Below are 12,929 nucleotides of genomic sequence, written 5' to 3'. Positions count from 1 at the left end.
TTACCTAATATGAAAAAACCAACCTTTCGGATGACAAAATTCCGACAACTTAGCTGTTAGACACAACACTCCGACTTGTTTTTGTAAGCATTGCCCCAATCTTTGAACAGTTGGGAATATGATTGCAAAAGTGACTATGAAAGCGTTGAGACATTTTATACAAAAAAAGAACCTGTTGAGTTTAATCAACAAGCTCTTCAACCTATCAGCTTGGTTAATGAAGCGGCAGCTGACTTTCCTGGATATCCTCGCCATACATGGCCGGATTCAGCTTCATTGCAATCGCTAAGTCCAGCAACACACGCTGTGTCTGATTATCTTCCAGACTGTCCACCCAAAGGCGGATCAAGTCATTCATCTTTGAAGGGTTTTTAAGTGGAATTTGATGCTTAGCATCCTTGATGAAATAAAGTGAGCTATGCGGCAGCTCTTCATGGAGTATGTTCGCATACCGTTGAAATGCGCGGTCCTTTTGACCATAAATCAATAGGATCGGATGATGGATGCCCCGGAGACGGCGGGTACAGTTGTAGGTAAGGGACTGTTCAAAATATGGCTTCACATTTTTGGCATCATCACTAACGGAGCTTTGGTACAGTTCATGATAAGTAGAAGCATTATCCGCATTCCCAATGGTGATCGCTTTTTTCAACACATTCATAAAGAGACCAGAACCGGCCATCTGCACTGCGAGCCAAACCCTGCCTTTGTTATAAGGATCCGTTAATTCCGACATCCCGCTAACTACGATTCCCCCAAGGAAACGTTTCGGATATGTGAGGAGCGCTTCCAGAACTAACGAGCCACCTGTCGAATAACCGCACAGGAACACTTTTTCAATATCCAGATAATCTAGCAAATGTCTTATATCTTCAACAATAAGCGCATAGCTAAATGTACGTTCTGACGACTTGCTCGCGCCGTGCCCCCTAATATCAAAAGTAATGACTTGAAAATGGTCGGAAAGCTGCTCTCTTTGATAAGCAAAAGTTTGTAAGGTCAATAAAGGTGGATGAATAAAGACAATCGGGGTGCCAGTCCCCGTAATCTCATAATTTAATTTGGTTCCGTTCACATGAGCCAAAGGCACAATAGTCTCCTCCGAAAGGTCAATTTAGGTAACTTAACCTTATCGTGACCAGTTCTGCCTATTTCTATGAGAACCTTAGAACATTTTGAAGCCTCTAATCCGCAGCGCTTTAATGGCCGATCCGCTTAAAATAGCGCCAACCAAACCACCGATAGCCGGAATAATGTCAACAATGGTAAAGCTATCTCCACTGGAAAGAAAAGACGCCTCTCCGATTGAACCATAAATAACAACACCGATAACCAAAGCAATAAAAGCATACAGTGGAAACCATGTTGTTTTCATTAGCATATTCAAAATAAAACCAATCCCAAAAAATAACACTATCATTAAGACAGTGGCTATGACCATTTGTAACAATGTAAGTTCCCCCTTAGCAATGTAAGAAGTCCGTTCATCAATATGACTTCCTTATAATTGTAATCCACGAAATGTCACAGGTAAAGTGTACACAAATTGAACATTTCCCTCTTCACCCTTTGTTCATTTGCCCTTTCCCCATGAATTGGATACAATGTAGGGGATATTAGCCCTTGAATGGAGGAAAACCAATGAGTGAAGCCGTACAAACACTGGAAGGCTGGTATGCTCTCCATGATTTCCGTCTGATTGACTGGAATGCATGGCATGCTGCAACCCCGCAGGAGCGTAAGCACGCAACGGACGAACTGAATACATTTCTGTCTCAGTGGCAGCAATTCGAGAACGATAAACTAGGCAGTACTGCCGTTTATAGCATCGTTGGTCAGAAAGCCGACTTTGTATTCATGCAAATGCGCGAAACGTTAGAAGAACTGAATGAATTAGAAAATACGTTTAATAAATCCAGCTTCGCCGCTTTTACAATCCCGGTCTATTCCTACGTATCCATAGTAGAGTTAAGCAGTTATCTTGCTAAGCCAGGCGTGGATCCTTCAGAAGATCCGGAAATTCAAGCCCGCTTGAAGCCTATCCTGCCTAAATCGAAGCACATCTGCTTCTATCCGATGAATAAGCGTCGCGATGGTAATGACAACTGGTACATGCTCCCTGCGGAAGATCGCAAAACGATGATGCGCAGCCATGGCATGATTGGACGCACATACGCGGGTAAAGTTAAACAAATCATTACAGGTTCCGTAGGACTGGATGATTGGGAGTGGGGCGTAACCCTGTTCTCCGATGATCCACTTCATTTCAAGAAGCTCGTTTATGAAATGCGTTTCGACGAAGTGAGCGCACGTTTCGGTGAGTTCGGCGACTTCTACGTCGGCAACCTGCTGACTCCTGATAAATTTGCTAAATTAATTCAAATTTAAGATATAACTCAAGAGTGAAGGACTCCGTGTCCCTCACTCTTTTTTTTTGCATGACTGTACAATCAACATTGTGCACATTTTTGGAAAAGGGTAATCAGCCCTTGAAGATGAATGAAGCAAAAAAAGAAAGCCTGCTCAATGAAGAGCGAAGCTTTCTTATCATGAATTATTCCTCATCCTCATCGTCACGCAGAGCAGCCTCTAACTCAGCTTCCATCTGTGCTTTACGAGCCAGATACGCTTCCGTATCACGGTCACGCTGGCGACCTTTTTCCTTCAAGCGTTCAATCGCTGGTAGAATGAGGATATCAATTTCCTTTTGCACAACAGCTACATGATCATAACGTTTCTCAGTCTCTAGAAAGTGACCGACCTCGATCAGGGCATTGTAACGATCCAGTTCATCCCGGGTAAGAAGTCCTCTTACTTGGACACTGCAGTGCCGCATGGCGATCCCCCCGTTACCTAATGATGACTAGAAACGTCCTTTACGTATAACAAGTGGAATTCCGCCAATAATGTAGAGGTATCTCATATCAACCACTTTTTTCATCATGGCTGCAACATTACCTTTAAGCTTACGGGAACCAACAATACCGATAGCTTGACCTTTACCTAAGGAAGCAACTGTACCTTTGTTGGAGTATTTGAAAGTTTTCATTTGCGAACCGCGAATGGAAGCAATCAAGTTATGCGCAACAGCTTCACCTTGCTGCATAGCGATTTGAGCTGTTGGAGGGTATGGTCTTCCTTCATCGTTCATCACGATGGAACAGTCACCAACGACATAGATGTTATCGAACCCAGGCGCACGGAGGTGCTCATCGACCTTAATTCTGCCGCGCATCGTTTCGAAGCCAGCTTCATCTAGCATATGGTTACCGCGGATACCGCCTGTCCATACGACTGTAGCAGCTTTGATGAACTCATCGCCAGCGATCAGAACACCTTCAGGTGTACATTCTTTAATGGCTGTACCGATTTTGAAAGTAATGCCTTTGTCAGTCAAAACTTTCATCGCATACTCAACAAGCTCAGGATCGAATCCTGGCAGTGCCGTTGGAGCTGCTTCAATATTATAAATCTTCACGAGGGAAGGATCTACGTCGAACTCTTTGCAAAGCTGTGGAATACGGTCAGCAAGCTCGCCAATGAACTCGATTCCAGTAAACCCTGCTCCGCCGATAACGAATGTCAGGTAATCTTTGCGATCTGGCTCGCGCTTGTACTTCGCGAATTGATACTCAATGTGTTCACGAATGAAACGAACGCTATTGATACTGCGAATGTTCAGTGCGTTTTCTTTAAGCCCAGGAATACCGAAAGTTTCAGCTTCGCCGCCAAGACCAATAACCAGGTAGTCATAGGAAAGCGTACCGTCTTCGAGAATAACCTTTTTCTCATGCGGACGGATTTGTGTAACTGTAGATTTCACGAAATCAACTTTAAATTCATCAATCAATTTCAAAATGTTCACGCGTGCATTTTCAGGATTATCCGTTCCTGCAGCAGGCATGTGAAGATGGGTAGTAATGTAATGATAGTCATGTTTGTTTACCAGTGTTACATCGGCTTCATTGTAATTTAGTTCTTTTTGCAAACGAATTGCGGAAAGGATTCCGCCATAGCCTGCTCCTAAAATAACGATCCTTGGTATTCTACTCATTTCTCTCTCACTTCCATATCCGTATTTATAGTCCTATGGTTTCTCTATCTTGTGAAAAATTACACAAACAGCTTCAAAAGTAGTATACTGCCTCTAGTTTGCACTCAGACGCAGCGAATTATGATGAAACAGGATGAAATTAGTCACAACATGCGTAAACCGATTCTCATGATATAATATAATTTTCATAAGTAAATATCAAGTGCTATTTTGCTTTAAAATAAGGCGTACAGGCCCTTCTAGCCTTACCATCCTGTGTAAGCATTATTTATCATATATATAAGCGAATTATATGAAGAAATCGCACTTTCCTGTTTCCTTCAATAGAAGAGACGTTTATAATGAAATAATGATTATGGCAATACACAAATATTTACCACATCAAAAGAACGGAATCGGAGGAGTCTAAGAATGAACGAGAGAGAAACAAATCAAGATCAAGATATCGTAGATATCATTGTAATTGGTGGAGGCCCAGCTGGAATGTTTGCATCATTCTATGCGGGTATGCGCCAAGCATCAGTTAAAATTATCGAAAGTATGCCGCAGCTTGGTGGTCAGCTTGCAGCTTTATATCCTGAGAAATACATTTATGATGTCGCTGGCTTTCCCAAAGTAACCGCACAAGAATTAGTGGACAACTTGTTAGCCCAAATGAAACACTTTCAGATTAACACTTGCTTGGAAGAGAAAGTTCACCAAGTGATCAAAAAAGAAGAGCGTCTCTTCGAAATAACGACAGACAAAGGCACACACTACAGCCGCGCCGTTATTATTTCGGGTGGGGTTGGCGCATTCGAGCCTCGTCGACTTGAGTTACCGGAAGCCGCGCAATTCGAGAAGAAAAACTTGCATTACTTCGTTAGCGATTTGAATGCTTTCGCTGGCCAAAAAGTATTAATCAGCGGTGGCGGCGATTCAGCAGTTGACTGGGCTTTAATGCTTGAGCCTATTGCGGAGAAAGTCACGCTTATCCACCGTAGAGATAAATTCCGTGCACATGAACACAGTGTAGAAAACTTGATGAACTCCAAAGTAAACGTTGTAACTCCAACGGAAATCACTAAACTTCACGGTAGTGACCGCATCGAGCAAGTAACGTTGAAAGATATTAAATCGGGCGAAGAAACTGTACATGAAGTCGACGCTGTTATTATTAACTTCGGCTTCGTTTCTTCCCTTGGACCGATCTCCGAGTGGGGTCTTGAGATTGAAAACGGCTCCATCGTTGTTGACTCCAGAATGGAAACAAACATTCCAGGCATCTTCGCTGCCGGGGATATCACAACTTATCCGGGGAAATTGAAACTAATTGCTGTTGGCTTTGGTGAAGCACCGACTGCGATTAATAACGCTAAAGTCTATATTGACCCTAATGCAAAGCTTTCACCAGGACACAGCAGTAACTTAAAATTTTAATCTTCTTAAATAAAATGGGGTATTCTAAACCTAATCTACGGATTAGGAGGAATACCCCTTTGTCATATATATGTCCGGTTTGCAACGGCCTACAGGAACTGAATGCCGAGTGTCCTGTTTGTTCACAACAGATGAATGATTGCGGAAAATGGAGTGACTATCTAGGTCCCTACTCTCCCTATCGAGAGATTGATGATATCTCCATGTCAGATGGAACACTAGGCTCGCAGAATAATCAATGCCTTCATCTGGTAAACTGCGCCGACTGCCACCAGAATTTTACCATCCAAATAACCTCATGATGAAACTCTCTAGTTTAGCGGGGTTTCATCCTTGATGTAGACGTGCAGTTTTAAATTACGTCTCTGTATTTCTGCGAGCAACAGGTCAACAAAATCTGATTCCAATCTCAAATCCAATGCTTTGTAATAAGAGTCGATCAATGTTTCGTCACTAATTTGTCTCACTGAAATCACCTTTATTCTATAATTTGTAATTATATTATCATGGGGGCAAAATTAGAACAAGCGTTCCGTTATCCACAGATACCTGTGCATATCCTGTGGGTAGATTGTTAATATGTCCCATAAACGCGCTGTATGGATAGGGGATACTGTGTATAAAGTTATGCACACGCTAAACAGTCCGTCAGCCGATAAAAAAAATTGATCGAAATACAGGGAATATTTTACTCACACTTAACAAATCTTTAAGCTTGTTCACACAATTGAAAAGAAATTTTAATCGTCACTTAATATTCATAGCCTACAATGATAGTAGAAAGACAAAACAAAGGAGCGAAAGACATGATCGTCTACGATATTGTACTAAATGGTGAAATTAAAGAAACGATTAAACCTCGCAAGAACCGTTTGAAAGAAATTTACGCATTTATGCTAGAGCAAAGCAAGCTTATGAAAGCCAAGTATGGTGACAATGTTAAAATTAAAGGCCGCATGGTGTATTAGGGATTAATAACCCGTTATACACTAGCGGCCTTTTTCCTTACTTGCCATTAGATGATCCCTTTGCGATGCAGAACCGTTAACAATCGATAGAAATCATAGCTCCCTTTCTCCGGAATATCGATTAATGAGGCTTGGACCGCAGCGTCTACAGCAGCTTTTGCCCATTGGGGTACGACCTCCATTGCCGCTTGCTCCTCTAAGGAACTAACTCTATTTTGTAATTCTACGATCTGTTCCTGCAGTTTCTCCAACATACGAGCGACCTCCTCATCATAGTAAGTTAAACCATAGGTTTGAATAATCATATTCAGCTTACTTGCATAAGAGGGATCCGTTGTATATCCACTGCTTTGCAATGCTTTCACTTGCTCACTTGGACTTCTCGCCGACCTGACACTTGCATAACGAGGGGATCCAAAAAGTAAATCCTGATCACGAAACCCTGCATCAATCGTAGAATATGCACGAAAATCTCCTGGTACGTTATCATAGCTTGTACCTTCAATAACTTCCCATGTTGTTGTTGAAACACGATCCCCCTGCCAAAAAGGCGTCAACACCCCATTACCAACCTTATAACCCACTAGATTGTTCCACTTGTTTAAATTGCCCCCTGTCTCCTGAATGGCTTGCGCGATTCTTACTGAAGGATAGATCGGTGAGTTCTCTATGCGCAGTTTCACTGCAATTGGTGCAATCATCTCAATAAATTCCTGTCTAGTTGCCATGAACACACCTTCTTCTTATTTCTCTAGTAAACTAAACCTTTCAATCTATTCTATTCTCTCAATACTTAAAAGGGTTCCGTTAGTCTTCATTTTTTTGCAAATAATGTAAAAAAGGCTCCCGCAAGTGCCAACAATCCTGCACTCGGGGAGCTAATGAATCCAATTCCCAATCAACATCATAAGTAATCCAAATATAGCCGAATATCTCTTAATCGTTCGGTTCGTCTTCGGGTAAAACAACAGCAACCAAATAATAAATCCAATAGGAATTAAAATACCAACTTTTAAATTGAATGTACCTAAAATGTAATACCCGACTAATTTCAATCCTAAATATCCTTCGTCCTCTTCCCTATTTCTGTAGAACAGCATTAAAACGAAAATGACAACAATTGTAGAGATGATTGAAATATTAAAATTCCAATTCATTAAAGGATTCACTCCTCTCACCAAATGCAGGAATTCCTTTTTATGTATATTGTATCACCTGAAATTACATGCATAAGACTAATCCTTGATCTCTATCCTGTTTCCTTCTGGATCAATGATTACGCCAATTTTCCCCCAATTAAATGAATGTACATCAACATTCACTCCGCGATTCAATAGCTCCAATATGGTATCTTCAAAATCATTTACGTTAAACCTTAGCACTGTTGGATTTTGCGCTCTAGTCTTTGGTGTTGTTGATGCAGATCCTTTATCCTCAATCATTAAATAGCTTCCACCAAAATCAAGTACAGCTAAATTACTTTTTTGTTCACGAATAGGAAGACCAATCTTCTCCGTGTAAAAATTTAAGACTCGTTCGTAATCCTCACAAAATAAAATGATGCCAGATTCATGTAGTTGCATGATTTACCCCTCCAAAGCAGTTCAATTACTTTATCAAATATTTTCAATTCCCAATTTATTCCATTATACCATATGACATTTTTCGTTCTATCTTCTTAAACAAAAAAAACCTCCAAAAGTATGTGTATTAACATCAACACATAAACTTGGAGGTTGTAATCCACCTATTAAGCCTCGACTTTATCGTCGCATTTCTCAACTAAGCCCTCTTCGTCCTTCACTTTGAAGGAAGAACCGCATCCACACGAAGCTACTGCGTTCGGGTTATTGATGGAGAACCCGCCGCCCATGCCTGCGTCCGTGTAGTCAATTTCAACACCGTATAAATACTTGGAGCTATCTTCGTCCACAACGACCTTGAGGCCATGAATGGTGAATACTTTATCGTCATCCTTCTGCTCATCATCGAAGCCCATGCCGTAAGAGAAACCGCTGCAGCCTCCAGCTTTGACACCTAGACGCAAGAACAGGTTCGGTGATTCTTCAGAAGATAGAAGCTCTTTAATCTTATCTGACGCTGATTCACTAATGTTAATCATAACGGAAATCCCTCCCTAAAGTTCTCCTTATGGAAAACTGGCATTATACTAAGTTTTCGTAATGCTTACTAACAAGTATACTCCTATATGAAGCATTGCTCAAGGGCAGCTGCGCAGTCATTCCTAGCCATTTCAGCCATAAACTTTACGGTTATGTCCTATTGCGTAATATTGCAACAGCAATTGATCGAGCTCTCGACTGCATTGCTGCACTTCTGGATGAAGGAAGCCGTACGCCGTACCTAAGGAAACCATTTGGCCTCGAAGCTGTTCTATTTCTATATTCAATCGTTCCTGTGGTTCGGTCACGAATACTGGTATCACGATATAATCACCTTTAGCCCTACGTAATCACATTGCAATAGTATACAGGAATTTGTTAATATTGGGAATAACATTTCCTAATATAGTAGGAAAAATCATGCCATTTTTGTATATTGTCAATTTATCTCCATCTAAATGATATTGCCCCTCCCAACACGTAGGTTTATAATGGGATGGATGGATTGCACGTTATAGATGAAACAAGCTCAAAGATCCCCGAGCGAGGAGACTTTGAACTGGTGTGAATTCCTGAACCGAACTGGATGAACAGGTACGCGAGCGTCTCACACCGCTTAACGCATTTGGTCCTTATCTAGCTGAATGCGTTGATTCAGTATGGGCTTTATTTACTATTCAGAGGAGGAATAATGATGAGTGTTGTGACGACAGACCCGGTCAAACGGATGGCCGAAATTGCTGAAAAGGTTGAGAACAATCAACGTCTATCTATGGAAGATGGGCTATTTTTGTATGAATCAGACGATTTGCTAACCATAGGTCAATTAGCTAACAAAGTGAATACGCGAATGAACGGAAACAAGGTTTATTTTGTCCAAAATATGAGTTTGTACTTTACGAATGTGTGCGAGGAGCATTGTGCTTTTTGTCATTTCCGCCGCGACGAAGGTGAAGAAGGCTCATACACACTGACACCTAGTCAAATGTTAGATTATGTAGCTGAACATTTTAATCCAGAAATTAAAGAATTTCATATTAGCCAGGGGCATAACCCGCACTTGCCTTTTGAATATTATGTGGATTGTATTCGCCAACTGAAACAAGCTTACCCTGACGTTACGATTAAAGCTCATACAGCAGCTGAAATAGAATTTTTCTCTCGTATCAGTGGTCTTAGCTTCCGAGATGTCCTGAAAACGCTAATGGATGCAGGCTTGTCCACGCTTCCAGGAGGAGGAGCCGAAATTCTGACTGAGCGCTACCGGACTAAAATGAAAGTAGAAAAAGCGTCTTCAGAGGAATGGATTGACGTTCATCGTAACGCTCATTTGCTCGGTATGAAAACTCACGCAACGATGCTGTACGGCTCAATTGAAACGAAAGAGGAACGCATTCGCCACATGATGCTGCTTCGTGAGCTTCAAGATGAAACAGGCGGCTTCTTAGTATTCATTCCTAACTCTATTCAACCGGCAAGCAAAAACGCAGGCCTGAAGCAGCGTGTTCCTGCTTGGGATGAGCTGAAAACAATTGCTATTAGCCGCTTGATGCTGGATAATTTCCCACATATTAAGGCTTATTTCATCAACATTGGTACGAAATTGACCCAGCTTTCCTTCGCATTCGGTGCTTCGGACGCACATGGTACGATCGTGAAAGAGAAGATTTCTCATGCTGCTGGAGCATTATCACCAGAAGGTCTTACACGTGATGAGCTCGTTTATCTTATCAAAGGCGCAGGACGCGTTCCTGTTGAACGCGACACCTTTTATAATGAAATCAGAGTATATTAGTCATACTAGAGAAGAGATATTGTTCAGAAGGGATATTGGATGGAATGAAAAAGTTTGTAATTCTCGGAGGAGGTTATGGCGGATTGACCATAGCCTTAAACATGCTGGAGAAGGATTTACCAGAAGATACACTATTAGTACTAATTGACCGAAGCCCTTTTCAAGGATTAAAAACAGAATATTATGCACTAGCTTCAGGCACGATCGCTGAAACACATATTCGCGTTGCCTATCCGAACGACCCACGCTTGCTTTTAACCTTCGGTGAGGTTTCTAGCGTTGATTTGAACAACAAGCAAATTCTTTTTGAAGATCAAGAACCGCTTTCGTATGATTGGTTAGTTATCGGTCTGGGATGTGTGGACAGTTATCACGGAATTGTCGGTGCTAAAGAGTACTCGTCCAGCATCCAGACTCTTTGCCAAACACGTGCTACCTACCAGCGCATTAACGACATTGCGCCATATGGACAAGTCTCCATTATTGGAGGAGGTCTAAGCGGTGTTGAAATGGCAGCTGAGCTCCGTGAAAAGCCGGGCAGATTTGAACATTCGATTAATTGATCGTGGTCCAAGCCTACTTTCAGCTTTCCCGAGCAATCTGCAGCAGTACGTACGCGAATGGATGACAGAGCACCATATTGAACTCCGACCTCAAGTATCGTTAGTCCGACTAGATGGTGGAGATCTGTACAACGGGGATGAAATTATTAAAACCGATGCTACAATCTGGACAGCAGGCATTCAGCCGAATCCAATCGTTGAGGCATTGAATGTGCCCAAAGACCGTCAGGGCCGTATCCTGCTTAATGAATATCATCAAATTCCAGATTATCAAGAAGTGTTCGTCGTAGGGGACTGTGCTTCCCTGCCGTTCTCTCCAAGTGCGCAAGCGGCGCAAGCCCAAGGCAAGCAGATTGCCGAAGCCATGCTGTCGATTTGGAAAGGCGATACGCCTCGACTTGGTAAAATTAAACTCAGAGGTACGCTGGGTTCACTTGGTAAAAAGGCCGGCTTCGGCATCATGGGTAAGCGTACATTAATGACGGGTAAAATTGCTCGTGTTCTCAAAAGCGGTGTATTGTGGAAGTCAAAACGTCACTTCGGGTAAGATTAGTCTCCAAGAAGTTCGTACATCGCTTCAATTTCTTTTATTCGGTCTAAAATGCGCTCGTGGAGAGCATCTGCGCTTTCAGCTGCAATGATTTCGCCATTCACTAGCGCATAAGGCTCCATATAGCATTGCCCGCAATTGCCTAGACAGCCGTATTCCATGACGTCGAAGTCAGGGTTTTGTTCTAAAGCTTTCATGACTTTATCCGTTCCATGGTGCATATTACTGGCACAAAACTCAATGATTGGTCTCATTATATAAATTCCACCTTATGTTGATATTCAAGTTGAAAACCATTTTCATTTAAACATTATTGTAATATAATAATAGAAGAAAGGAGATGAATCAAATGACTGAAAAAACAAAAGAAGTAATTTATGATGAAGTCCTTGAGGTTTTAGATAAACTCCGTCCTTTTCTACAACGCGATGGCGGTGACGTAGATCTCGTTGATGTAGAAGACGGTGTTGTGAAGCTGAAACTTATGGGTGCCTGCGGCAGCTGCCCAAGCTCAACAATCACGTTGAAAGCTGGTATCGAACGCGCATTGGTTGAAGAGGTTGAAGGCATAACAGAAGTCGTACAGGTATTCTAATTACGACTATATCATAAGAAAGAGCTTACCTCTATGGTAAGCTCTTTTTGCTTATAGGATAAGGACTAGTTTTTACGCTGGTTAAGCACTGGCAATGGCTGGATCGGATCGAGACCCCCAGATATATCCATAATATTTCCAGTAATGAAATCGGATGCAGGTAAACAAAGGAAATCAATGACTCTAGCCACATCTTCGCCCGTCCCCGGTCTTCCTACCCGTGTTTCCCCATCAGCCTCAAGACGTGCTTCTTCCATCGTCCGTTCTTTGTTCTTACCTCGAATATCGCCAGGGCAAATCATATTGACAGTGATCCCATGACTCGCTTCTTCTTCAGCCAATGTCTTCGTGAAGGAAACTAAGCCTACTTTAGCCGCTGCGTATACGGCGCGATGTGTCCAGCCCCTAGCTTCAGCTGCTTTGCCGAATCCAAAATGGATAATTCGCCCCCAGTGTCTCTCCCGCATCATAGGCAGAACCAGATGATCAAGCTCCATGACGCCTAGCAAATTGCCGCGCATCAGATACTCAATCTCATCGACGTTATAGTCAGCGAAAAAGCGTCGCTCTCTGAAGAAAGGTCCGGCATTATTCACGAGAATATCTATCGGGCCGAGCTTCGATGTCGTTTGCTCCACCATACGTATAATATCATCGCGTTTGGCAACATCGCCTTGTACGGCAACGCTGCGAACACCCAGATCTTCCAATTGATGGACGAGCTCAGCGGCTTCCTTTTCACTATTTACATAATTGACAGCTATCTGGCAACCCCGCTGAGCTAAGGTGATCGCGGTCATTTTGCCCAAGCCTTTGGCACTGCCTGTAATAAGAACCGTTCGGCCTCTTAATTCCATGGTCC

Annotated in this window: 17 protein-coding genes and 1 pseudogene; 6 read left to right on the top strand and 12 right to left on the bottom strand. The window is 42.3% G+C overall.

Going from position 1 to position 12,929, the window contains the following annotated elements; genetic code table 11:
* Positions 1 to 214: 214 nt before the first annotated feature.
* Together ACBP55_RS08125 and ACBP55_RS08120 are read right to left on the bottom strand one after the other, a co-directional pair.
* Positions 215 to 1,090: an alpha/beta fold hydrolase gene (locus ACBP55_RS08125; RefSeq protein WP_464650822.1), complete on the bottom strand. Its 876-nt coding sequence runs from the start codon at positions 1,088 to 1,090 to the stop codon at positions 215 to 217.
* A 75-nt stretch (positions 1,091 to 1,165) separates the two neighbouring features.
* Complete coding sequence (locus ACBP55_RS08120; RefSeq protein ID WP_464650821.1) at positions 1,166 to 1,450, bottom strand: YuiB family protein; 285 nt, start codon at positions 1,448 to 1,450, stop codon at positions 1,166 to 1,168.
* 191 nt (positions 1,451 to 1,641) lie between these two features.
* Between ACBP55_RS08120 and hemQ the strand changes: the two genes are divergently transcribed.
* On the top strand, positions 1,642 to 2,388 hold the full coding sequence (gene hemQ, locus ACBP55_RS08115) for a hydrogen peroxide-dependent heme synthase (protein ID WP_029194770.1): 747 nt from the start codon (positions 1,642 to 1,644) through the stop codon (positions 2,386 to 2,388).
* Between the two features lie 166 nt (positions 2,389 to 2,554).
* Here the strand turns inward: hemQ and ACBP55_RS08110 are convergent, their stop codons facing one another.
* Together ACBP55_RS08110 and ACBP55_RS08105 are read right to left on the bottom strand one after the other, a co-directional pair.
* On the bottom strand, positions 2,555 to 2,836 hold the full coding sequence (locus ACBP55_RS08110; RefSeq protein WP_029194771.1) for a hypothetical protein: 282 nt from the start codon (positions 2,834 to 2,836) through the stop codon (positions 2,555 to 2,557).
* Between the two features lie 27 nt (positions 2,837 to 2,863).
* Positions 2,864 to 4,054, bottom strand: a complete 1,191-nt coding sequence (locus tag ACBP55_RS08105; protein ID WP_029194772.1) for an NAD(P)/FAD-dependent oxidoreductase — start codon at positions 4,052 to 4,054, stop codon at positions 2,864 to 2,866.
* A gap of 411 nt (positions 4,055 to 4,465) precedes the next feature.
* On the opposite strand from ACBP55_RS08105, the gene ACBP55_RS08100 reads away from it, so the two are divergent.
* Positions 4,466 to 5,473 (top strand): NAD(P)/FAD-dependent oxidoreductase, encoded by a 1,008-nt coding sequence (locus ACBP55_RS08100; protein ID WP_464650820.1) that lies wholly within the window; start codon positions 4,466 to 4,468, stop codon positions 5,471 to 5,473.
* Between the two features lie 311 nt (positions 5,474 to 5,784).
* Here ACBP55_RS08100 and sda read toward each other — a convergent pair whose 3' ends face one another.
* A complete protein-coding gene (gene sda, locus ACBP55_RS08095; RefSeq protein ID WP_082562636.1) occupies positions 5,785 to 5,940 on the bottom strand; it encodes a sporulation histidine kinase inhibitor Sda in 156 nt (51 codons plus the stop codon).
* 339 nt (positions 5,941 to 6,279) lie between these two features.
* On the opposite strand from sda, the gene ACBP55_RS08090 reads away from it, so the two are divergent.
* Complete coding sequence (locus tag ACBP55_RS08090; protein ID WP_029194774.1) at positions 6,280 to 6,441, top strand: hypothetical protein; 162 nt, start codon at positions 6,280 to 6,282, stop codon at positions 6,439 to 6,441.
* Positions 6,442 to 6,488: 47 nt separating this feature from the next.
* Here ACBP55_RS08090 and ACBP55_RS08085 read toward each other — a convergent pair whose 3' ends face one another.
* The 5 genes from ACBP55_RS08085 to ACBP55_RS08065 all read right to left on the bottom strand — a co-directional run bounded on the left by ACBP55_RS08085 (position 6,489) and on the right by ACBP55_RS08065 (position 8,887).
* A complete protein-coding gene (locus ACBP55_RS08085; protein ID WP_464650819.1) occupies positions 6,489 to 7,169 on the bottom strand; it encodes a glycoside hydrolase family 73 protein in 681 nt (226 codons plus the stop codon).
* Positions 7,170 to 7,319: 150 nt separating this feature from the next.
* Entirely contained in the window at positions 7,320 to 7,598 is a 279-nt protein-coding gene (locus ACBP55_RS08080; protein WP_464650818.1) for a hypothetical protein, read from the bottom strand.
* Between the two features lie 78 nt (positions 7,599 to 7,676).
* Entirely contained in the window at positions 7,677 to 8,024 is a 348-nt protein-coding gene (locus ACBP55_RS08075; protein ID WP_464650817.1) for a VOC family protein, read from the bottom strand.
* A gap of 167 nt (positions 8,025 to 8,191) precedes the next feature.
* Complete coding sequence (gene erpA, locus ACBP55_RS08070) at positions 8,192 to 8,563, bottom strand: iron-sulfur cluster insertion protein ErpA (protein WP_029194777.1); 372 nt, start codon at positions 8,561 to 8,563, stop codon at positions 8,192 to 8,194.
* 132 nt (positions 8,564 to 8,695) lie between these two features.
* Positions 8,696 to 8,887 carry an aspartyl-phosphate phosphatase Spo0E family protein gene (locus ACBP55_RS08065; RefSeq protein WP_312876167.1) on the bottom strand — a complete coding sequence of 64 codons (192 nt, stop codon included), beginning with the start codon at positions 8,885 to 8,887 and terminating at the stop codon, positions 8,696 to 8,698.
* Positions 8,888 to 9,255: 368 nt separating this feature from the next.
* Here ACBP55_RS08065 and mqnE point away from each other — a divergent pair, with 368 nt between their 5' ends.
* Positions 9,256 to 10,359 (top strand): aminofutalosine synthase MqnE, encoded by a 1,104-nt coding sequence (gene mqnE / locus ACBP55_RS08060; protein ID WP_376768211.1) that lies wholly within the window; start codon positions 9,256 to 9,258, stop codon positions 10,357 to 10,359.
* A gap of 44 nt (positions 10,360 to 10,403) precedes the next feature.
* Positions 10,404 to 11,469: pseudogene (locus ACBP55_RS08055) on the top strand (NAD(P)/FAD-dependent oxidoreductase).
* A 2-nt stretch (positions 11,470 to 11,471) separates the two neighbouring features.
* Here the strand turns inward: ACBP55_RS08055 and ACBP55_RS08050 are convergent.
* Positions 11,472 to 11,726: a YuzB family protein gene (locus ACBP55_RS08050; protein WP_047681593.1), complete on the bottom strand. Its 255-nt coding sequence runs from the start codon at positions 11,724 to 11,726 to the stop codon at positions 11,472 to 11,474.
* Positions 11,727 to 11,821: 95 nt separating this feature from the next.
* Between ACBP55_RS08050 and ACBP55_RS08045 the strand changes: the two genes are divergently transcribed.
* Entirely contained in the window at positions 11,822 to 12,067 is a 246-nt protein-coding gene (locus ACBP55_RS08045; protein ID WP_029194781.1) for a NifU family protein, read from the top strand.
* 65 nt (positions 12,068 to 12,132) lie between these two features.
* Here the strand turns inward: ACBP55_RS08045 and ACBP55_RS08040 are convergent, their stop codons facing one another.
* Complete coding sequence (locus tag ACBP55_RS08040; protein WP_464650816.1) at positions 12,133 to 12,924, bottom strand: SDR family oxidoreductase; 792 nt, start codon at positions 12,922 to 12,924, stop codon at positions 12,133 to 12,135.
* Positions 12,925 to 12,929 lie beyond the last annotated feature (5 nt).

Source organism: Paenibacillus sp. WG02, assembly GCF_055396115.1.
This window is presented reverse-complemented; position numbering and strand designations above follow the sequence as displayed.